The organism is Sphingomonas sp. URJC2 (assembly GCF_059803575.1).
Window position 1 is genome coordinate 33,747 of sequence record NZ_JAPFGX010000011.1, and the last position, 20,355, is coordinate 54,101.

The following is a 20,355-nucleotide window of genomic DNA, read 5'->3' on the forward strand; positions in this document are numbered from 1 at the left end:
TCACGGCGCGGTCGCGGCACCGGCCCGCTCCCCCACCCGGCCTCAAGGGGTTTCCTGCGCGCCTCACGGCGCGGTGGCGGCACCAGCCCGCTCCCCCACCCGGCCTCCCATATGATACTGCCGTTGGGAGGCCGGGTGGGGGAGCGGGCTGGTGCCGCGACAACAAACAACCTCCTGGTGCCGCGACGACGAAAACTCCCGGGGCCCCCACCAACCATCTCCGGGAGTGGACTTGGCGGCCCGCGCTGCTTAAGTCGCCGCTCCCATGCGCTTTGCCTTCGACAAGATGCACGGCCTCGGCAACGACTTTGTCATCGTCGATGCCCGCCGCCAGCCGGTCGCGCTCGACGCGGCGCGGGCGCGTGCGCTCGCCGACCGGCACCGGGGCATTGGCTGTGACCAGCTGATCCTGATCGAGGCCTCGGACACGGCCGATCTGCGGATGCGGATCTGGAACGCCGATGGCAGCGAGGTCGAACAATGCGGCAATGCGCTGCGCTGCGTCGCCGCGCTGACCGGGGCGACGCGGATCGACACGGCGGGCGGGCCGGTCGTCGCCGAACGGGATGGCGGCGGCATCACCATCGACATGGGCGCGCCCCGGTTCGACTGGGATGCGATCCCGCTTGCCTATCCGCTCGACACCGCGCCGCTGCCGCTTGGCTGGGACGGGCTGGCGGGCGGCCATGCGGTCAGTGTCGGCAATCCGCATATCGTGTTTTTCGTCGCCGATCTCGCCGCCGTGCCGCTCGACCGGATCGGCCCGGTGATCGAGACCGACCCGGTGTTTCCCCGCCGCATCAATGTGAATGTGGCCGAAGTGACCGGCCCGTCGGCGCTGCGCCTCAGCGTCTGGGAACGCGGTGCCGGGCTGACCCGCGCCTGCGGCACCGGCGCGTGCGCGACCGCGGTGGCGGCGATCCGCCAGGGGCTGGTGTCCGGCCCGGTCGAGGTGAGCCTGCCCGGCGGGCCGCTGGTGATCGACTGGGCGCCCGGCGGCACCATCCGCATGACCGGTCCCGCCACCCATGTCTTTGCCGGCGAAGCCGATTGGGAGGCGTTCGGGTGATCGCCGCCATCCGCCCGGAGGGCCGGGCATGACCGTGATTTCGCTCGGCTGCCGGCTGAACATCGCCGAAAGCGCCGCCATCGGTGCGATGCTCGGGGCGCGCAGCGACGTCGTCGTCATCAACAGCTGCGCCGTCACCGAGGCGGCGGTGCGCGAAACGCGGCGCGCGGTGCGGCGGGCGCGGCGCGACCGGCCCGATGCGCGCATCCTCGTCACCGGCTGCGCGGCCGAGACCGAGCGTGACATGCTGCTGGGCATGGCCGAGGTCGATGCGCTGGTGCCCAATGCCGCCAAGCTCGATCCGGCGGCCTTTGCCGGGCTGGTGCCGGCACCCGCCGCCCCCGTCCCGCCTACCGCCGAGCCAGCCGCGCCGGCCGCCCCGCGCCCGCCCGCCCAGCGCCATGCCCGCGCCTTTCTGCCGGTGCAGAATGGCTGCGACCATCGCTGCACTTTCTGCATCATCCCCTATGGCCGGGGGCCGAGCCGGTCCGAACCGGCGGGCGCGGTGATCGCGCGCGCGCAGGCACTGGTCGATGCCGGCCACCGCGAGATCGTGCTCACCGGCGTCGACGTCACCAGCTATGGCGATCTGCCCGGCGACGGGCTGGGGCTGCTGGTCGAACGGCTGCTCAGGCATGTTCCCGATCTGCCGCGCATCCGGCTGTCGTCGCTCGACCCGGTCGAAATCGATGCGCGGCTGATCGAGCTGATCTGCCACGAACCCCGGCTGATGCCGCATCTGCACCTGTCGCTTCAGGCCGGTGACGATCTGATCCTCAAGCGGATGAAGCGCCGCCATCTGCGCGGCGATGCGATCCGGCTGGTCGAACAGGTCAAGGCCGCCCGGCCCGACATCGCCATCGGCGCGGACCTGATCGCCGGCTTTCCGACCGAGAGCGAGGCGGCATTTGCCAACAGCCTCAAAATCCTCGACGAATGCGACATCGTGTTCGGTCACATCTTTCCGTTTTCGCCGCGCCGGGGAACGCCCGCCGCGCGCATGCCTCAGGTCGATCCGGCAATCGTCCGCGCGCGCGCGGCCCGGCTGCGCGCCGCCTGTGGCGACCGGCTGGCCCGCTATCTCGACACTTTGGTCGGCACGACCCAGCAGATGCTGGTCGAGCTGGACGGGCTGAGCGGCCATGCGCCGGGCTTTGCGCGCATCGCGCTCGACCGGTCGCAGCCGCCCGGCAGCATCGTCGATGTGCGGATCACGCAGCGGCAGGGCGACACGCTTCAGGGGGTTTTGGCATGAGCGAGGGAAGCTGGCGCGACCGGCTGCTGGGCGGGTTCCGCCGGACATCGGACCGGCTGAGCGACAATCTGACCGGCCTGTTCACGCGCGCCGCGCTCGACAAGGCGACGCTTGACGAGATCGAGGATGCGCTGATCGCCTCCGATCTCGGCCCGGCGATGGCGCAGCGCATCCGCAACCGGCTGGCCGAGGGCCGGTTCGAACGCGGGCTGGATGCGCGCGCGGTCAAGGAAATCGTCGCCGACGAGATCGAAAAGGTGCTGGCCCCGGTCGCCCGCCCCCTCGACATCGATGCCTTTCCGCGCCCGCAGGTGATCCTGGTGATCGGCGTCAACGGGTCGGGCAAGACGACGACCATCGCCAAGCTCGCGCGCCGGTTCCAGGAACAGGATTATGGCGTGATGCTGGCGGCGGGCGACACGTTCCGCGCCGCTGCGATCGCGCAGCTGCGCATCTGGGCCGAACGGATCGGGGTGCCGATCCTCGCCGGCCCCGAAGGCGGCGACCCGGCCGGGATCGTGTGGGACGCGGTCAAGCAGGCGACGGGCACGGGCATCGACGCGCTGATCGTCGACACTGCCGGGCGGCTGCAGAACAAGCGCGAGCTGATGGACGAGCTGGCCAAGATCCGCCGCGTGCTCGGCCGGCTCAACCCCGCCGCGCCGCACAATGTCATCCTCGTCCTCGATGCGACCACCGGCCAGAACGCGCTGGCGCAGATCGAGGTGTTCAAGGATGTGGCGGGCGTCACCGGGCTGGTAATGACCAAGCTTGACGGCACCGCGCGCGGCGGCGTGCTGGTGGCGGCGGCGGAGCGGTTCGGCCTGCCGATCCATGCCATCGGCGTCGGCGAGGGCATGGACGATCTGCGCCCGTTCGACGCGCGCGAAGTGGCGCGGATGATCGCCGGACTGGAGGACGAATGACCAGCGAAACCCCTGCCCCGGCCCCGGCGGGCACGCCGCGCGAACTATCGCCCGGGCTGCGCATGGCGGTCGATTTCGGGCCGCTGCTGGTGTTCTTCGCGGCCAACAGCCTCGCCTCCGGTCCCAAGCTGATGAAGGTGCTGGCGGCGACGACGGCGTTCATGATCGCGGTCGCGGCGGCGATGATCGTGTCGCGCGTCAAGGCCGGGCGCATTTCGCCGATGCTGTGGATTTCGGGCGGGCTGGTGCTGTTCTTCGGCGGGCTGACGCTCTGGTTCCGCGACGACACCTTTATCAAGATGAAGCCGACCATCGTCTATCTGATGTTCGCGGTGATCCTGGGCTATGGCCTCGCCTCGGGCCGGCCGCTGCTCCGGATGCTGCTCGAGGCGAGCTATCCGGGGCTGAACGATGCCGGGTGGCGCAAGCTGACCGTCAACTGGACCGGCTTCTTCCTGCTGATGGCCGCGCTCAACGAGGCGGTGTGGCGCACGCAGAGCTGGGATTTCTGGGTAGCGTTCAAGCTGTGGGGCGCGGTGCCGCTGACGATGGTGTTCGCCATCGCCAACATCCCGATGCTGCTGCGCCACGGCCTGCAGGACGCGCGCAAGACGCCGCTGCCGCCCGAGCAGTAAACTCCACGAAAAAGGGGCGGCGACCATCTGGCCACCGCCCCCTTTGTTCCGCGCTCCGGCCCCGACGGGCCGGAGCCGGGCGATCAGCCCTGATCGGCGCGCGACGCGCCCGCGCCGTCGAGATTCTGGCCGACAAACTCCCAGTTGATCGCCTTGGCGAGCAGGGCGGTCACATAATCGGGCCGGGCGTTGCGGTAATCGACATAATAGGCATGCTCCCACACATCGATGGTGAGCAGCGGCTTCATGCCCGGATAGACGAGCGGCGTGTCGGCATCGTGCAGCGACGTGACCTTCAGCTCGTCACCTTCCAGCACCAGCCAGCCCCAGCCGCTGGCGAAATGGCCGACCGATTCGGCCTTCAGCTTTTCGATCAGCGCCTCGACCGAGCCGAAGGTCGCCTCGATCCGGTCCTTGAGCACACCGGTCGGCGCCTGCGCTTCGGGGCTGAGGCACTGCCAGTAAAAGCTGTGGTTCCAGATCTGCGCGGCGTTGTTGAACAGCGCCTTGTTGCCGGTTTCCTTGGCCGCGACGATCACTTCGGACAGCTTGCGGTCGCCAAGCCCTGCCGCCGGCGCCAGCTCGTTGGTCTTGGTGACATAGGCGCGATGATGCTTGCCCCAGTGATATTCGAACGTCTCGGCCGAAATCGTGTCGCCGAACGCGGTCGGCTCATAAGGCAGGGCGGGAAGTTCATATGCCATGTCGCTTTTGCTCCTTGGTTCTAGAGTCGGCGTTTATACAGCGGCCCGGCCGGCGGGATCCCGGATCAGCCGTTGCGGCCTAAGCCCGTTGGCGTCAACACCCGGAGCGCCCAACGAGCGCCCGGCGTTGCCGAAACCCCGGCTTCAGCCCGCCTCAGGCGCGGGCGCGGCCGCCTGCGCCTGCAACCCGGCGAGCATGTCGTGCCGCCGCAGCGCGTGGCGCAGCTGGTCATAGCTGAGCGCCAGTGCCTTGGCGGTCAGCCGCTGATTGTAACGGCAGCGGCGCAGCGCCGCCTCGAGCAGCTTTTTCTCATAGGCGTCGCAGGCGGCGCGGAAATCGCTGCAGTCCAGATCCTCGGCCGGGCGCGCAGACACCGGGGGCGCGGCGCCCTGCCCATGGCCCGTCCCCCCGCTCGCCCCATCGCCCGCCGCAGCCGCTTGATCGGCGCGGGCATTTTCCCCGCGCGGCCGCCATGGCGAGGCAAAGGGATCGAACTCGACATCGCCGACCGGCCGTTCGGGATCGTCCCAGCGGTAGACGGCCCGTTCGACGACGTTGCGCAGCTCGCGGACATTGCCCGGCCAGTCATGGCCGATCAGCGCCGCCATCGTGGCTTCGGCAAAGCCCGGCCAGCGGCTCCACCCCAGCTCGGCGGCCATGCGCCGCCCGAAATGATCGGCAAGCACCGGCACATCGCCTTCGCGCGCGCGCAGCGGCGGCAGGGTGATGACCTCGAAACTCAGCCGGTCGAGCAGATCGGCGCGGAAGCGATTGCGCGCGACCATCGCCGGCAGATGCTCGTTGGTCGCCGCCACGATGCGCACATCGACACGCACTGGCCGCGACGCGCCGATCCGCGTCACCTCGCCATATTCGACCGCGCGCAGCAGCCGTTCCTGCGCGGCCGCCGACAGCGTGCCCAGCTCGTCGAGAAACAGCGTGCCGCCATCGGCCTCTTCGAACCGCCCCGCCCGCGCACGGGTGGCCCCGGTAAAGGCCCCCGCCTCATGGCCGAACAGCTCGGCCTCGATCAGCGTTTCGGGCAGCGCGGCGCAGTTCATCACCACCAGCGGCCCGTCCCAGCGCGTGCTCAGCCGGTGCAGACGCTCGGCGACCAGTTCCTTGCCGGTGCCGCGCTCGCCAATCACCAGCACTGGGCGGTTGAGCGCGGCGGCGCGGCTGGCGCGTTCGACCGAGTCGAGAAAGGCCAGCGACTGGCCGATGAATGCGCTTTCCCGTTCCATGGCTGAAACATGGTGCATTTTCCCAAATATTGGCAAGCGGGAAATGCCAATCACCCGATCCCCGGCCGGGATATTGGCGGTTTTCCGCCATTTCTTCGATTTGGCACGGTGTCTGCAAAATACTTTGCGACGCCGGCGATCACAGCCGGCCCCGCACACAAGAGTTCAAGGAGGACCAGAATGTCGAACCCGCTTCCCCCCCGCCAGGCCCTTTCGGCGGTGCTGTGCGCGATCCTGTTCAGCGCCACCTGCGTGCTGAGCGCGGTCGGCCCGGCCGGCGCGGTTTCGGCCCACACCCCCCGCGCGGCGATCGGCACGCTTGCCTGATCCCGCATCCGGCCGGGGCGGCTGCCTCTCCCCCCGAACGGCACCGCCCCGGCCACCCCAGAGTTTTCGACAGGAGCACGACCAGATGGGTATTTTCTCCCGCACCCGCGACATCATCGCCGCCAACGTCACCGACCTGCTCGACCGGGCCGAAGACCCGGCCAAGATGGTCCGCATGATCATCCTCGAAATGGAAGAGACGCTGGTCGAGGTGCGCGCCTCCGCCGCCCGGACGATCGCCGACCAGAAGGAAATGCGCCGCCACATCGCCAAGCTTGAAAAGCTGCAGGACGACTGGACGGAAAAGGCCGAACTGGCGCTGTCGAAGGGCCGCGAGGATCTGGCCAAGGCGGCGCTCGTTGAAAAGCAGAAGGCGGCCGACATGGCCGGCCAGCTCAATGCCGAAATCGGTGTGCTCGACGACGCGCTCCAGGCGGCCGAAACCGACATCCAGAAGCTGCAGCAGAAGCTGCGCGAGGCCCGCGCCCGCCAGAACTCGATCTCCGCGCGGCTGGAATCGGCGCATAACCGGATGAAGCTGCGCGAGGCCTATGCCGGTGCGCGCGTCGAGGAAGCGTTCAGCCGCTTCGACGTGCTGGAGCGCCGGGTCGACATGGCCGAGGGCCGCGCCGACGCCGCCGGCATGGGCAGCGCGCCCAAGACGCTCGAAGACGAAATCGCCGAGCTGCGCACGTCGGACAAGGTCGATGCCGAGCTTGAAGCGCTGAAGGCGCGGCTCGCCAAGCGGGAGGGCTAAGATGGAAGACATCATCGTCCCGCCGCTGATCGTCGGCCTGCTGTTCATCGGGCTGCCCTGGCTGATCCTCCATTATGTGACGCAGTGGAAGAAAAGCTCGGGCATCACCCGCGAAGACGAAAATCTGCTCGAAGACCTTTACGAAACCGCCCGCCGCCTCGACGATCGGCTGCACAGCATCGAACGCATCGTGGCGGCGGACAATCCGGAACTCGGCCTGCGGCCCCAGCCCCAGGACCAGCTGCGCGGCGACGTCCGCAAGATCAGGGAGATGTGAAGATGAACCCGCGCCGCACGACCTTCTATCTCGACAAGCAGAACGCCAAATGGATGGGTGTCTGCTCGGGCATTGCCGATTATCTGGGCTGGGACGTGACCTGGGTCCGCATCGGCATGGTGATGCTGACGCTGTTCGGGGCCTTTCCCTGGACGCTGATCGCCTATCTGGTCGCCGCCTGGGCGGCCAAGCCCAAGCCGTCGGGGCTGTATTCGGACAAGGACGAGGAACAGTTCTGGCAGGGCGTCCGCCGCTCGCCGGCCCGCTCCACCCGCGAGGTGCGCGCCAAGTTCCGCGACATTGACCGCCGGCTCGCCGATGTCGAGCTTTACTATACCAGCCGCAACCGTCGCCTCGCCGACGAAATCGACAGCCTGCGCTGATACCGGCTTCAGGGGGAGATACGCACATGAACTGGAACTGGCTGGTGCCCGTGCTGATCGTCGGATCGATCAGCCTGAGCTGGGCCTTCACCACCTGGGTCCGTGCCCGGCACGGCTATCCGATCGACGACGGCAATGGCAACATCGTCCACAAGACGACAAGTCTTGAGGACAGCCGCAAGCTGGAACTGCTGGAGCGCGAAAATGGCGCGCTCAAGGGCCAGATCGGGCGGCTGGAAGAGCGGATCGCGGTGCTGGAACGCATCGCCACCGACCCCGCCGAACGCACCGCCCGCGCCATCGACGCGCTGCGCTGACCGCCCAAACAGACCGAACAGGATGACCGACAATGGCTGAAGCCCATATCATCCCCAACCTGCCCTGGATCATCGGCGGCGGCCTGCTGATCGGGTTCATGAGCATCATCGGCTGGATCTTCACCACCTGGCTGCGCGTCAGGCATGGCTATCCGCTCGACGGTGCCTGGGGGCAGGCGATCTATCCGCAGAAGAATGAGGAACTGGTCGAGCGCATCCGCCTGCTCAGCCAGGAAAGCGCCCAGCTCCGCGCCGAACTCGGCTCGGTCAAGGACCGGCTCGCCAATGTCGAACGGATCGTGACCGACGAAAGCCACCGCGTGGCGAGCGAGATCGAGGCGCTGCGGCGGACCAACTGACCGCATTTGGTCGATCCGGGTCAGCGCTCAGTCGAAACGCGCTGGCCCGGACAGGGGAACGACGTGCTGAAGGGCAGCGAGGGAGGCAAGGATGCCGGGTTTTGTCTGGTTTTTCGTGGTGGTGGTCGGGATCCCGGTTGTCGCCGGCGTGCTGGGTGACGCCTTCAAGCGCCACCTGCGCTTCAAGGAGCGGCAGCTGGAAGCGGTGAGCAGCGAGACCGCCGAAAAGGCCGCCCAATATGCCGCCCAGGTCGAACGGCTGGAACAGCGGGTGCGCGTGCTGGAGCGGATCATCACCGACCGGGGCATGGATCTGGCGACCGATATCGAACGGCTGCGCGACGCGCCGCTCAACTGACCGGAGGCAGGACGATGAACCCGTTTGAAATGGTCGTCCTGATCGTTGCGATCGTCATGATCGGCAATGTGGTGAGGGCCAGATACGCCGCCGGGGGCAAGGCCGGAATCCGGCTCGACGCCGACAGCCGCGCGGAAAAGGAGCGGATGCGCGAGGAAATCGCGCTGCTCAAGGACCGGGTGGCGGTGCTCGAACGGCTGGTGACCGAGGACGAAGCGCCCCGCGCGCTCAACCGTGAAATCGAAAAGCTGCGCTCGCGCGACGCCTGAGCGCGCCCGAGCAGGAGGACAAGGATGATGGACCCGATCGTCTATCTGGAAATGGGCCTGATGGGCCTGGCCGGCACCGGCATCGTCACCATGGCCGCGCTCGCCGGCTGGCGCGGCTGGCTGGACCTGAAGCGGCTGGAACTGCAGGAGCGCCGCCCGCTCGATCCCCAGCCCGCGCCCAGCGCGGCGTCGCGGATCGAACTGGCCGACCTCAAGGAACGCATCCGCAAGCTCGAAGCGATTGCCGCCGGGGTCGATCTCTGACCCCGGCACGCGGGCCGGCCCGGGGCCGGGCGCACGCCGCCCCTTAACCCCGCCCGCCGCTTGGGCTATCCGGCCGGCCATGCGCGACTCCACCCCCGCCTCGCCCGATCTGGCCGCCCTCCAGTCCGATTACGAACTGCTCGACGCCGATGACCGTTACCGGCTGCTGATCGATCTCGGCCGCGCGCTTGAACCGATGCCCGATGCGCTCAAGACCGATGCGACGCTGGTGCGCGGCTGTTCGGCCTCGGTCTGGGTCTATCCGACCCGCACCGACACCGGCCTGCATTTCCTCGCCGATTCCAACGCCGCGATCACCAAGGGCATCATCGCGCTCGTGCTGCTGACCGTGCAGGACCGCGCCGCGGCGGAGATTCTGGCGACCGACATCGACGCCGCCCTCGCCCCGTTCGATCTGCGCAACCAGCTCAGCTCCAACCGCACCCAGGGCATTCCCAACATGATCGCGCTGATCCGCGAAACCGCGGCGCGCTACGCCTAGAGCATTTTCAAGCCGGGTTGAGTCACCCGGCGACTCGGAAAATGCGCCAAATCAAAGGCCTGGAGCGGTTTCCGATCCGATTGCATAGGATCGGCGGGTGCCGATCAGGCGGCGCGCCTTTCCTCGGCCCGGCGCAGCACGTCATAGGCGGCCTGCACGGCGCGGAACCGTTCCGCCGCCTCGGCATCGCCGGGTTTCACATCGGGATGATTGGCCTTGGCCAGCCGCCGCCACGCCGCCTTGATGGCATCGAAACTGGCATCGGCGTCGAGATCGAGCACCTCGAGCGCGCGCATCTCGTCGCGCGAACGGCTGCCATCGCCCGGCCCGCCCCAGCCATAATGTGCCGAACGGGCATAGCCGGCGGCGCCGCGCGCCTCGCCCTCGGCCCGGGCGGCGGCTTCTTCCGCCCCCAGCCCTTCGAAGTAATTCCAATTGCGGTTATATTCGGCGGCGTGATCGACGCAGAAATACCAGCGTTCCGGGCTGTTCGGGGCCTTGGGTGCCGGGCAGTCGCCGGGCCGGTCACAGCCCTCGCGGTCGCACAGCCGCACCCGCGCCGCCCCGCGTTCGGAGCCATAGCTGCGCCAGCGGGGAAAGCCCCAGTCGTCGGATCGGGTCGAACGCGGCATATCGCCCAGATAATGGTTCAGCCGGTGGGGGCAAGCGCGGCGAACTGCGGGGGCGCGGCGAACGGGCCGAACGGCACGACGCGATTGGCCGCATCATGGCCGATATCGGCGGTTCCCAGCAACGGAATGCCCGAACGCGCGCACCAGTCACGCACCAGCGCCGGGCCGTCCATCCCGAAATCGGGATCGTTGTCGGGCACGTCGCTCAGCCGCCCCAGCCTGATCCCGGCCAGGCCCGGCAGCGCGGCGGCAATCTGCGCCAGATCGCGGTCGGTGCGGTAGAGATATTCGCCCACCTCCTCGATCATCAGCACATGGCCGGCCAGATCGGGCAGATGGCGCGTGCCGGCGAGATGCGCGAGGATGCAGATGTTGAACGCCGCGCGCGGATGGCCGTCATCGGCCGGCTCCACACCCGCATTGCCCCCGGCCAGCCAGTCGAGCGCGCGGCCCAGTGCCGCCTCGCCGCCGTCGCGGCGGATGTCGGCGGGCATCGGGCCATGGGCGACGCGGCCGATCTGGGCGGCATAGAGCGCGCCGAGCAGCGTGCCGGCATCCGAATAGCCCATATACGCCTTCGCCCGCGCCGCCGGCCCCAGCGCCGCCATCACCCGGTCGACGATCCGCACCGCGCCATAGCCGCCGCGCGCGAACCACAGCGCGTCGATCGCCGGATCATTGGCCATGTCGATCAGCGCCGCCGCGCGCGCGTCGTCTGGCCCGGCGAAATGGCCGTGCGACAGCCAGCATTGCGGGTGCCAGACCAGCTCGATCCCCGGATGATGCTGCGCGGCAAAGGCCGTCACGCGGTCATGGATCGCATCGTCGATCCGGCAGCTTGGGGCCGTGATGCCGATCCTCATTCGCCCGCCGCCCATCCCGTCTCGTCTCCGCCAGCCGCGCCTGTCCCGTGCCCATGCTTGTCTGGCCGGGCAAAAGCGGTGATAGCGCTCCGGTCATGGCTGCCAAATCCTATTTCTTCTGCGGGATCGGCGGCAGCGGCATGTTGCCGCTCGCCGCCATTGTCCGCGCGCTCGGCCACCGCGTCGCCGGGTCCGACCGGGCGCTCGATCAGGGCCGCACCGCGCCCAAATTCGCCTATCTGCGCGGGCTTGGCATCGATCTGTTCGCGCAGGACGGCAGCGGGCTGACCGATCCGGCGCAGATGCTCGTCGCCTCGGCGGCGATCGAAGACAGCGTGCCCGATGTCGCGGCGGCGCGGCAGCTGGGCTGTGCGCGGATCAGCCGCGCCGGCCTGCTGGCCGAGCTGTTCAACCAGGCCGGGGCACGGGTCGCGGTCGGCGGCACCAGCGGCAAATCGACGGTGACGGGGATGATCGGCTGGATCCTCGACCGGGCCGGGCGGCGGCCGACGGTGATGAACGGCGCGGTGATGAAGAACTTCGTCACCCCGAACGCGCCCTTTGCCAGCGCTCTGGTCGGCGATCCGGCGCTGTTCGTGAGCGAGGTCGACGAAAGCGACGGATCGATCGCGCTGTTCGATCCCTCGGTCGCGGTGCTCGGCAACATCTCGCTCGACCATAAGGACATGGACGAGCTGCGCGCGCTGTTCGGCGATTTCATCGGCAAGGCGGCGACGGCGGTGGTCAATCTCGACCATCCCGAGGTCGCGGCGCTGGCGGCCGAGCTGCATCAGGACCGGCTGCTGACCTTTGCCTTTGACCGGCCGGCGCAGCTGATCGGCCATGAAGTGATCGAACGGCCCGAGGGCGTGTCGTTCCACGTCACCGAACGGTCAGGCGGCGACCATGCCGAGGTGCATCTGCGGCTGGCCGGGCGGCACAATGCCGCCAATGCGCTGGCGGCCATCGGGGCTGCGGTCGCGCTGGGCGTGCCGCTGGGTCAGGCGGCGGCGGCGCTGGGCGATTTTGCCGGGTTGAAGCGCCGGCTGGAACGGGTCGGCACCGCGCGCGGCATCGCCGTCTATGACGATTTCGGGCATAATCCCGACAAGATCGCCGCCACGCTTGCCGCGCTTCACGCCTTTCCCGGGCGGCTGCTGATCTTCTTCCAGCCGCATGGCTATGGCCCGCTGCGCGTGATGGGCGATGCGCTGGTGACGATGCTGGGCGAACGGCTCGCGCCCGATGATGTGCTGATCCTGTCCGACCCGGTCTATTTCGGCGGCACGGTCGACCGCAGCATCGGCAGCGCGGCCATCGTCGCCGGGGTGCAGGCGGCGGGGCGCACCGCCGAACATGTGCCCGCGCGCGCGGACGTGGCCGACCGGCTGGTCGCCCTCGCCCGGCCCGGCGACCGGATCGTCGTGATGGGCGCGCGCGACGATACGCTCAGCCAGTTTGCGGCGACGCTGGTCGAGCGGCTGGGTGAACGGCCAGCCGAGCAGGCGGACGCTGCGGAAAACTGACTTTTTCTCAGGTCCCAAAGCGAATAGGGCCGGCGGAAAGGGGTTTGTCCGGGCCGGTGCCGCGACATGCGCCACGGCGCCTGTCCGGACAACTCCAGACCAGAAACGAAAGGGGATGCGGGCGGTGCCGCACAGCGTGTTTGACCTGTTCAAGATCGGCGTCGGCCCGTCTTCGTCGCACACAATGGGGCCGATGTCGGCAGCCGCCGTCTTTGTCGACGGGCTGGCGCAGGACGGGCTGCTGCCGCGCGTCGCCCGCGCGACGGCCGAACTGTTCGGCTCACTCGCGCTGACCGGCAAGGGCCATGCCAGCGACCGGGCGGTGCTGCTCGGCCTGTCGGGGCTGCGTCCCGACAGCCTGTGCCCCGATGCCGCCGACCGCATCATCGGCGAAGTGCGCGCCAGCCGGCGGCTGAACCTGGGCGGGGTGCATGACATCCGCTTCGACGAGGCGCGCGATCTGGTGTTTCACATGCGCGAGCGCCTGTCCTTCCATTCCAACGGCATGCGCTTTGCGGTGTTCGATGCCGAGGGGGCGGAACTGCGCGCGGGCATCTGGTATTCGGTCGGCGGCGGCGCGATCGTGTCCGAGGCCGAGGTTGCGGGCAACGCGCCGCCGGCGATGCTCGCCGATGTGCCCCACCCCTTTCATTCCGGGGCCGAATTGCTCGCCCGCGCCGAGGCGGCGGGGCTGGACATTGCCGGGCTGGCGCTGGCCAACGAGACCGCGCGCCTGCCCCTCGATCAGGTGCGCGCGCGGCTGGCGGCGATCCGCCAGACCATGGCGGCCTGTATCGACCGGGGGATCACGCAGAGCGGCATCCTGCCCGGCGGGCTGAAGGTCAGGCGGCGCGCCCCCGACATCCATGCCCGGCTGGTCGCGCGGCAGGAACGCGCGCTGTCGGATCCGCTGAGCGTCATCGACTGGGTCAATCTGTGGGCGCTGGCCGTGAACGAGGAAAATGCCGCGGGCGGGCGCGTCGTCACCGCGCCGACCAACGGGGCCGCCGGGATCGTGCCGGCGGTGCTGCGCTATTATGAGCGGTTCGTGCCCGGCGCGAACGACGAGGGCGCGGACCGTTTCCTGCTGACCGCGGCGGCCATCGGGTCGCTGTTCAAGGAAAATGCCTCGATCTCCGGGGCCGAGGTCGGCTGTCAGGGCGAAGTGGGCGTTGCCTGTTCGATGGCCGCCGCCGGGCTGACCGCGGCGCTGGGCGGCACCAATGCACAGATCGAAAACGCCGCCGAAATCGGCATGGAGCATAATCTGGGCCTGACCTGCGATCCGGTCGGCGGGCTGGTGCAGGTGCCGTGCATCGAACGCAATGCCGTGGGCGCGATCAAGGCAATCGAGGCCTCGCGGCTGGCGCTGCTCGGCGACGGCACCCACCGCGTCAGCCTGGATCAGGTGATCGAAACGATGCGCCGCACCGGGGCCGATATGAGCCACAAATATAAGGAAACCGCGCTGGGCGGGCTGGCCGTCAACGTCGTCGAATGCTGAGGTGACGCGGGGTATTTGCGGTGCGGTTGTTTGTGTCGCGCCTTACGGCGCGGGGGCGGCACCGGGCGTATTTGCTGTCGCGGCACCGGCCCGCACCCCCACCCGGCCTCCCAACGGCAGGATACGCTATGGGAGGCCGGGTGGGGGTGCGGGCTGGTGCCGCCTCCGCGCCGTGAGGCGCGGCGAAAAAGAAGCTGGTGCCGCGACCAAACAAACAACTCCCGGCCCCGCGCACCTCAACCGATGCGGTAAAAATCCGCCAGCCGGTCGAGCGCGAGGCCGAGCACCAGCTTGCCCGCCCGTGCCGGCCAGCCGAGCGCCCGTTCGGCGAGCGCCAGCCCTTCATCGGCGCACACCACCCGCCACAAAATATCCGACAGCCCCGGCCCGACATGGCCGATGGCAGCGTCGAAACGGCGCTTGGCGTCGATCTGCGAGGTCGTCGGATCGGGTGCGCCGATGGTGCCCGCCCCGCGCCGCCCGCGCGGATCGTCCCAGCGCATAGTGACGCGCGGCGACAGGCCGGCGCGTTCCCAGTCGCGGCGCAGCGTGTCCCCGGCCAGCGCCTGACGCGGCGAGATGCGCCCGCGCGCGGCGAGCCATGACAGCGCCGATTCCCCGATATTGACCGTGACGCTGCGATTGCCCGCCCCGGCCAGACGCTGTTCCCGCAACTCCCGCACCATCGCCCGCTCCTTGTTGTGATTCGCCACTTGCCTCGCACGTCAGGCACGGTGTAGGACAGAAAAATAACCGCAACGGTTCAAGGATCGATCCCATGATCACCGCCATACGCGAGGTGCGCCGGGCCAAGGGGCTGACGCTGGAAGATGTCGCGCGCGCCTGTGTGCCGCCGACCACCGCCCAGACCATCGGCCGGCTGGAAACCGGCACGCGCACCGTCTCGGTCGCCTGGCTGAACCGCATCGCTGGTGCGCTGGGCGTGGAGGCGGCCGATCTGGTTCGCCTGCCCGAGCGCCCCGACCTGCCGGTTGCAGCCCTGCTTGGCCCCGATGGCGCACGCGCGCCGCGCCAGCCGGCAGTGGTGCTGCCGCCCCAGCCCGCCCCGGCGCTGATCGCGGTGATCGCGGAGGGATCGATCGGCGATTATCGCACCGGCGACGAAATCTGGTGCGAGCGGCTGGACCCGGCGCAGTTCGGCCAGGCGCTCAACCGCGACGTGCTGGTGCCCCGCCCGGCCGGGCGCTTCGCCTTTGGCCGACTGATCGGCCGCGACGCCGGGCCGGAGGGCGAAGGCCGCATCCAGCTGCTGCCGCTGGGTGCCGGCGGCCGGCAGCAGATTTTCGCCGATCCGCCCTGGCTCGCGCGCGCCGTGCGGCTGGTGCGCGCGCTCTGAGGGCGTGTTTTAATGTGTTCTTAGTGCGGCTCACGCCGCGGGGGCGGAGTTGTTTGTGGTGCGGCTCACGCCGCACGGCCGGCACCGGCCCGCACCCCCACCCGGCCTCCCAACGGCAGTATCATATGGGAGGCCGGGTGGGGGTGCGGGCCGGTGCCGTTCTTCCCAACAAACAACGCCCGGTGCCGTTCGTTCTAAACGAAAACCTCCAGCCCCCGATCAGACCTTGAGTTCGCGGGCGATGGATTTGGCGGTCGCCGCGCCGTAAGGCGGCTTGAACCCGGCCAGCTTGGCGATGTCGATCTTCGGCTGGCGATAGACCGAGCGGGCGTGGCTGAACGTGCGGAACCCGTCCAGCCCGTGATAGGCCCCCATGCCCGACGGGCCGATGCCGCCGAACGGCAGATCCTCCATCGACACATGGAAAATCACATCGTTGAGCGTGACCCCGCCCGAGATGGTGCGATCGAGCACGCGGCGTTCCTCGGCGGCGTCGGTGCCGAAATAATAAAGCCCGAGCGGCCGGTCGCGGCTGTTCACATAATCGATGGCATCATCGACCCGCGCATAGCGCTTGACCGGCAGCACCGGCCCGAAAATCTCGTCCTTCATCACCTGCATGTCGTCGCTGGGATTGCGGACGATGTAGAGCGGCATCTTGGTGCCGTTGGAAGCCGCGAAATCCTCACCGGCCGGGTTGACGGCGATCACCTCGCCGCCCTTGGCCCGCGCATCGTCGAGATAGGCGTTGAGCCGGCCATGATGGCGGGCATTGACCACCGCCGTATAGTCGGGATTGTCGAGCAGGCGCGGATACATGGCCGACACCGCCTCGGTCAGCCCGGCGATCACCGCCTCTTCCTTGTCTTCGGGCACCAGCAGATAATCGGGCGCAAGGCAGATCTGCCCGGCATTGAGCATCTTGCCGAGCGCGATCCGCCCGGTCGCCTGCGCCAGATCGGCGGAGCGGCCGATGATCGTCGGCGATTTGCCGCCCAACTCCAGCGTCACCGGCGTCAGATTGTCGGCGGCGGCATGAAGGATGTGGCGGCCGATCGGCGTCGCGCCGGTGAAAATCAGATGATCGAACGGCAGCGCGGAAAAGGCCTGGCCGATATCCGCCCCGCCGCTGACAAAGGCGAGCTCGCTGGCGTCGAAATAGCGGGGCGCGACCTCTTCGAACAGCGCCGCCACGCGCGGCGTGAACTCGGAGGATTTGACCATCGCGCGGTTGCCCGCCGCAAAGATGCCAGCCAGCGGCCCCATCGTCAGCTGCACCGGGAAGTTCCACGGCGCGATCACGCCGATCACCCCCTTGGGCAGATATTCGACCGTCGCCCGCGCGCCGAGCAGGCCGAGCGGAAAATCGAGCCGCCGCCGTTCGGGCCGCGCCCAGCGCGCGAGATGGCGGCGGGCATGTTTGAGCGCGCGGATCGAGGCGATGATGTCCGTCACCATCGACTGTTCGCGGCTGCGATGGCCGAAATCGTCCGACAGCGCGGTGCAGAACGCCTCGGCATTGTCCACCATCATGCGGATCGCGCGGGTCAGCCGGTCGCGGCGCACCTCCAGCCCTTCGGGCCGCGCGGCCTCGTGCGCGGCGCGCTGCGCCTGGAGCATCGCATTCAGGTCCATGTCCATCCACTCCACTGAAGGCCCCGGGGGTGAACCGCCGGCGGCATGCCCGCGCGCGATCCGGCCGCAGGACCGGTCGCGCATCTTTCCGTTGACGCAAAGGTGAAGGAAAATCGCCGCGCGGGCAAGCGTTTGGAACGGGCGCGGCTTCGCCCCGGCAGGGACGCGAGCGCAAGGAGGCGACGGGGGGCGCGACGGGGGGCGCAACGCCACACGCTCGCCCCTGTGCGAACGCCGCTCGTCGAAGGCCGCTTGATATAACATTACATTTCGGCGTAACGGCGCGACGAATCATCAAAACATTGGGGATGACATGATCCGTTTCGCACTGCTTGCCGGCGTCGCGCTGATGCCGGTCGCCGCCGCCGCTCAATCGACCGCCAATCAATCGACTGGCAACCAGTCGACTGCCGGCCAATCGGGGGCCAGCCCCGCCCCGGCCCAGCGCCAGACCGACGATTTTCATGTCGAAAGCGCGCCCACCATCATTATCACCGCGCCCTATGCGCGCGACCGGGCGGCGATCCCGTTCGGCGTGTCGGTGCTGGCGGGGGCCGAGCTGGCGCGCGAAGTGCGCCCGACCATCGGTGAAACCCTGGCCCGGCTGCCGGGCGTCAGCTCGACCGCATTCGGTCCCAACGCCTCGCGCCCGGTGCTGCGCGGTTTTCAGGGCGAGCGCATCCGCGTGCTGACCGACGGGATCGGCAGCTTCGACGTGTCGAACACCTCGGTCGACCATGCGGTGGCGATCAACCCGTTCCTGGCCGAGCGCATCGAGGTGCTGCGCGGCCCGGCGGCGCTGCAATTCGGGTCGTCGGCGATCGGCGGCGTCGTCAACGTGCTGGATCGCCGCGTGCCGCGCGGCCTGCCCGATGAGCAGCTGCATGTCGACACGCTGGCCGGCTACAGCTCGGCGGCGGACCAGATTTTCGGCGCGGCGTCGGTCGACGTGCCGGTCAGCAACAACATCGTCGTGCATTTCGACGGCAGCTATCTGGACGGCGACGATCTGCGCGTGGGCGGCCCGGTGCTGTCGCGCAGCGCGCGGACGCAGGCGCTGGCGAGCAGCAACCCCGAAGTGCGCGAGCTGGCCGATCTCAGCGGCCGGATCGACAACACCCAGGCGCGCACCTGGGATCTGGCCGGCGGCGCGGCCTATATCGGCTCGGGCGGCTCGCTGGGCTTTGCGGTCAGCCGTTATGACAGCGTCTATGGCATCCCCGCGCGCTTCGACCTGACCACCGGCGAGGGCGAAGCGCCCACGCTCGACATCCGCCAGACGCGGCTCGACGTGCGCGGCGAGCTCAATCTGGGCGGCGGGCTGTTCGAGCTGCTGCGCGGCCGGTTCGGCTATGCCGATTACACGCATGACGAGATCGAGCCGGAAGGCGATATCGGCACGACCTTCACCAGCGAGGCGATGGAAGGCCGGGTCGAGCTGGTCCAGCAGCAGCGCGGCGGCTGGAAGGGCGCGGTCGGCGGCCAGTTCTTCATCCGCGATTTCGATGCCGTCGGCGAGGAAGCGTTCCTGCGCGAAAACCGCACCGAGCAGTTTGGCCTGTTCACGCTGCAGGAGCTGACCAGCGGCCAGTGGAAGATCGAGTTTGGCGGCCGCATCGAGCGCACCAGCGTCGAATCGCCCGAGTTCGACGTCACCCGCCGCTTCACCGCGCTGTCGGGGTCGGTCGGGGCGTCCTATGAGTTCACCCCCGGCTGGCGGCTGGGCGTCAACCTGTCGCGCACCGAGCGCGCGCCTTCGGCCGAAGAGCTGTTCTCGAACGGCCCGCACAAGGGCACTCAGGCGTTCGAGATCGGCGATCCGACCTTCGACACCGAACGCAATCTCGGCCTCGAAGCGGTGCTGCGCGGCGGCGACAAGGGGCTGAACTTTGAACTGTCGGCCTATTACAACCGGTTCAGCAACTTCATCTATGAAGATGCGACCGGCGGCGTCGATCCCGACGAAGGCCTGCCGATCTTCGAATTCCGCCAGCAGCGCGCGCGCTTCTACGGGATCGAGGCGCAGATCGGCGCGACGCTGGGCCGCGTGGCCGGGGCGGACATCGCGGTCGACGGCGTGGCCGATTATGTTCGCGCCACCCTGCCCGGCGTCGGGCCGGTGCCGCGCATCCCGCCGCTGCGCCTGCTCGGCGGGGTCAGCGCCACCTCGGACCGGCTGACCGCCCGCGCCGAGATCGAACGCAGCTTCCGTCAGGATCGCATCACCGATTTCGAAACCGAGACGGCGGGCTTCACCCTCGTCAACGCGCAGATCGCATGGCGCCCCTGGGGCACCGGGCCGAAAAAGCCCGAACTGATGCTGCAGGCGAACAACATCTTCGATGTCGTCGCCCGCCGCCATGCCAGCTTCCTCAAGGATTTCGCACCGCTCGCCGGCCGCGACATCCGGGTGTCGATCAAGACCTCGTTCTGATCCGGCGACGCCCCGGCCCGTGCCGGGGCGTCCGCTGCCAGTAAAGCCTGCAAATAAAACGGGCCGCCTCGACAGAGGCGGCCCAGTTGGCCTCACGGCCTTTTAGGGAGGAAAGCGTGCCTACGCGACACGCTGTTCTGGTAACCCAAACATCGTAAACGCCAGCTTAACGACGGGCTGGGGATCATCCGAAGCGGATCATTTCGATACCGGCCCGGAACGCCGTCCGGCCCGGCCCGGCGGAAAGGTCGCCATCCCCTGCCCGCCATTCATCCGGCATGTTGCAGATGACGGGGGCGTTCCGGTCAGCGCCTGCGCCGCGCCGCCGGACATTCGCCCAGCCTGCGGCCCTCGACCGCCATGTTGAACGGCGCCCCTGCCGTCACGCCCTGGCTGTCGATCTGGATCAGGGCGGGGGTTTCCAGCCGGATCGTCGTCCGGCCATGCCCGGCCCCGGGGCAGCTGTAATGCACGGTGCCGGCAGCCTGCTGATCATCGATGACAAAGCTCTGGCAACGCGGGCCGGGATGCGCCAGCTGCACCAGCATGTCGGGATCGGCGATGCACTGCTGCCGGGTGCGCCCGCCGGGCTCGCGGTCGCGCAGCGCCCACAGGCCGGGTTGAATCCGGCCAAGCACCGTCAGCCGCGGCAGCACCGCATCGCGCGCCGGGGGCATGGCACCGGCCAGCGCCGGCCCGAACATGGCCGTTGCCGCCAGCATCACCGCCACTGCCCGTCCTGCCGCCATCGCCCTGC

Annotated in this window: 25 protein-coding genes; 18 read left to right on the forward strand and 7 right to left on the reverse strand. The window is 68.9% G+C overall.

The features are described 5' to 3' along the window. Positions 1-265 precede the first annotated feature (265 nt). The 4 genes from dapF to OPU66_RS06330 are packed head-to-tail and all read left to right on the forward strand — an operon-like array spanning position 266 to position 3,885. Positions 266-1,069, forward strand: a complete 804-nt coding sequence (dapF, locus tag OPU66_RS06315) for a diaminopimelate epimerase (RefSeq protein WP_498552766.1) — start codon at positions 266-268, stop codon at positions 1,067-1,069. Positions 1,070-1,097: 28 nt separating this feature from the next. Further along, positions 1,098-2,324 (forward strand): tRNA (N(6)-L-threonylcarbamoyladenosine(37)-C(2))-methylthiotransferase MtaB, encoded by a 1,227-nt coding sequence (mtaB, locus tag OPU66_RS06320; RefSeq protein WP_498552767.1) that lies wholly within the window; start codon positions 1,098-1,100, stop codon positions 2,322-2,324. Continuing rightward, positions 2,321-3,250, forward strand: a complete 930-nt coding sequence (ftsY, locus tag OPU66_RS06325; RefSeq protein ID WP_498552768.1) for a signal recognition particle-docking protein FtsY — start codon at positions 2,321-2,323, stop codon at positions 3,248-3,250. The genes mtaB and ftsY overlap by 4 nt, the downstream gene beginning before the upstream one ends. Next, positions 3,247-3,885 carry a septation protein A gene (locus tag OPU66_RS06330; RefSeq protein WP_498552769.1) on the forward strand — a complete coding sequence of 213 codons (639 nt, stop codon included), beginning with the start codon at positions 3,247-3,249 and terminating at the stop codon, positions 3,883-3,885. The genes ftsY and OPU66_RS06330 overlap by 4 nt, the downstream gene beginning before the upstream one ends. 83 nt (positions 3,886-3,968) lie before the next feature. Here the strand turns inward: OPU66_RS06330 and OPU66_RS06335 are convergent, their stop codons facing one another. Together OPU66_RS06335 and pspF are read right to left on the reverse strand one after the other, a co-directional pair. Then, positions 3,969-4,589 (reverse strand): superoxide dismutase, encoded by a 621-nt coding sequence (locus OPU66_RS06335; protein WP_498552770.1) that lies wholly within the window; start codon positions 4,587-4,589, stop codon positions 3,969-3,971. Between the two features lie 144 nt (positions 4,590-4,733). Then, positions 4,734-5,834, reverse strand: coding sequence for a phage shock protein operon transcriptional activator (gene pspF / locus OPU66_RS06340; protein ID WP_498552771.1), 1,101 nt, complete (start codon positions 5,832-5,834; stop codon positions 4,734-4,736). A gap of 180 nt (positions 5,835-6,014) precedes the next feature. Between pspF and OPU66_RS06345 the strand changes: the two genes are divergently transcribed. From OPU66_RS06345 to OPU66_RS06390, 10 genes are all read left to right on the forward strand, one after another. After that, entirely contained in the window at positions 6,015-6,161 is a 147-nt protein-coding gene (locus OPU66_RS06345) for a hypothetical protein (RefSeq protein ID WP_498552772.1), read from the forward strand. Between the two features lie 85 nt (positions 6,162-6,246). Beyond that, positions 6,247-6,918, forward strand: coding sequence for a phage shock protein PspA (gene pspA / locus OPU66_RS06350; protein WP_498552773.1), 672 nt, complete (start codon positions 6,247-6,249; stop codon positions 6,916-6,918). 1 nt (position 6,919) lies between these two features. Next, positions 6,920-7,195 (forward strand): envelope stress response membrane protein PspB, encoded by a 276-nt coding sequence (pspB, locus tag OPU66_RS06355; RefSeq protein WP_160592870.1) that lies wholly within the window; start codon positions 6,920-6,922, stop codon positions 7,193-7,195. Positions 7,196-7,197: 2 nt separating this feature from the next. After that, on the forward strand, positions 7,198-7,578 hold the full coding sequence (gene pspC / locus OPU66_RS06360; protein ID WP_160592869.1) for an envelope stress response membrane protein PspC: 381 nt from the start codon (positions 7,198-7,200) through the stop codon (positions 7,576-7,578). 26 nt (positions 7,579-7,604) lie between these two features. Continuing rightward, entirely contained in the window at positions 7,605-7,895 is a 291-nt protein-coding gene (locus tag OPU66_RS06365) for a hypothetical protein (protein WP_160592868.1), read from the forward strand. Positions 7,896-7,927: 32 nt separating this feature from the next. Then, positions 7,928-8,254, forward strand: a complete 327-nt coding sequence (locus OPU66_RS06370) for a hypothetical protein (protein ID WP_498552774.1) — start codon at positions 7,928-7,930, stop codon at positions 8,252-8,254. Between the two features lie 91 nt (positions 8,255-8,345). Continuing rightward, positions 8,346-8,612 carry a hypothetical protein gene (locus OPU66_RS06375; protein WP_498552775.1) on the forward strand — a complete coding sequence of 89 codons (267 nt, stop codon included), beginning with the start codon at positions 8,346-8,348 and terminating at the stop codon, positions 8,610-8,612. A 14-nt stretch (positions 8,613-8,626) separates the two neighbouring features. Further along, positions 8,627-8,881 carry a hypothetical protein gene (locus OPU66_RS06380; RefSeq protein WP_498552776.1) on the forward strand — a complete coding sequence of 85 codons (255 nt, stop codon included), beginning with the start codon at positions 8,627-8,629 and terminating at the stop codon, positions 8,879-8,881. A gap of 24 nt (positions 8,882-8,905) precedes the next feature. Next, positions 8,906-9,145, forward strand: coding sequence for a hypothetical protein (locus tag OPU66_RS06385; RefSeq protein ID WP_498552777.1), 240 nt, complete (start codon positions 8,906-8,908; stop codon positions 9,143-9,145). Between the two features lie 79 nt (positions 9,146-9,224). Next, entirely contained in the window at positions 9,225-9,647 is a 423-nt protein-coding gene (locus tag OPU66_RS06390; RefSeq protein WP_498552778.1) for a SufE family protein, read from the forward strand. A 104-nt stretch (positions 9,648-9,751) separates the two neighbouring features. On the opposite strand, the gene OPU66_RS06395 is transcribed toward OPU66_RS06390, so the two are convergent. Continuing rightward, positions 9,752-10,279: a J domain-containing protein gene (locus OPU66_RS06395; RefSeq protein ID WP_498552779.1), complete on the reverse strand. Its 528-nt coding sequence runs from the start codon at positions 10,277-10,279 to the stop codon at positions 9,752-9,754. A gap of 17 nt (positions 10,280-10,296) precedes the next feature. Continuing rightward, complete coding sequence (locus OPU66_RS06400; RefSeq protein WP_498552780.1) at positions 10,297-11,142, reverse strand: LD-carboxypeptidase; 846 nt, start codon at positions 11,140-11,142, stop codon at positions 10,297-10,299. A 95-nt stretch (positions 11,143-11,237) separates the two neighbouring features. Here OPU66_RS06400 and OPU66_RS06405 point away from each other — a divergent pair, with 95 nt between their 5' ends. Together OPU66_RS06405 and OPU66_RS06410 are read left to right on the forward strand one after the other, a co-directional pair. Continuing rightward, on the forward strand, positions 11,238-12,668 hold the full coding sequence (locus OPU66_RS06405) for a Mur ligase family protein (RefSeq protein WP_498552781.1): 1,431 nt from the start codon (positions 11,238-11,240) through the stop codon (positions 12,666-12,668). Positions 12,669-12,783: 115 nt separating this feature from the next. After that, entirely contained in the window at positions 12,784-14,172 is a 1,389-nt protein-coding gene (locus tag OPU66_RS06410) for an L-serine ammonia-lyase (protein WP_498552782.1), read from the forward strand. Between the two features lie 236 nt (positions 14,173-14,408). Here OPU66_RS06410 and OPU66_RS06415 read toward each other — a convergent pair whose 3' ends face one another. After that, entirely contained in the window at positions 14,409-14,858 is a 450-nt protein-coding gene (locus OPU66_RS06415; RefSeq protein WP_498552783.1) for a DUF6456 domain-containing protein, read from the reverse strand. Positions 14,859-14,950: 92 nt separating this feature from the next. On the opposite strand from OPU66_RS06415, the gene OPU66_RS06420 reads away from it, so the two are divergent. Next, positions 14,951-15,529: a helix-turn-helix domain-containing protein gene (locus OPU66_RS06420; RefSeq protein WP_498552784.1), complete on the forward strand. Its 579-nt coding sequence runs from the start codon at positions 14,951-14,953 to the stop codon at positions 15,527-15,529. Positions 15,530-15,748: 219 nt separating this feature from the next. Here the strand turns inward: OPU66_RS06420 and OPU66_RS06425 are convergent, their stop codons facing one another. Continuing rightward, positions 15,749-17,164, reverse strand: coding sequence for a coniferyl aldehyde dehydrogenase (locus tag OPU66_RS06425; protein ID WP_498552785.1), 1,416 nt, complete (start codon positions 17,162-17,164; stop codon positions 15,749-15,751). Positions 17,165-17,477: 313 nt separating this feature from the next. On the opposite strand from OPU66_RS06425, the gene OPU66_RS06430 reads away from it, so the two are divergent. Then, entirely contained in the window at positions 17,478-19,598 is a 2,121-nt protein-coding gene (locus OPU66_RS06430; protein WP_498552786.1) for a TonB-dependent receptor, read from the forward strand. A 305-nt stretch (positions 19,599-19,903) separates the two neighbouring features. Here the strand turns inward: OPU66_RS06430 and OPU66_RS06435 are convergent, their stop codons facing one another. Then, positions 19,904-20,347 (reverse strand): DUF3617 domain-containing protein, encoded by a 444-nt coding sequence (locus OPU66_RS06435; RefSeq protein WP_498552787.1) that lies wholly within the window; start codon positions 20,345-20,347, stop codon positions 19,904-19,906. Positions 20,348-20,355 lie beyond the last annotated feature (8 nt).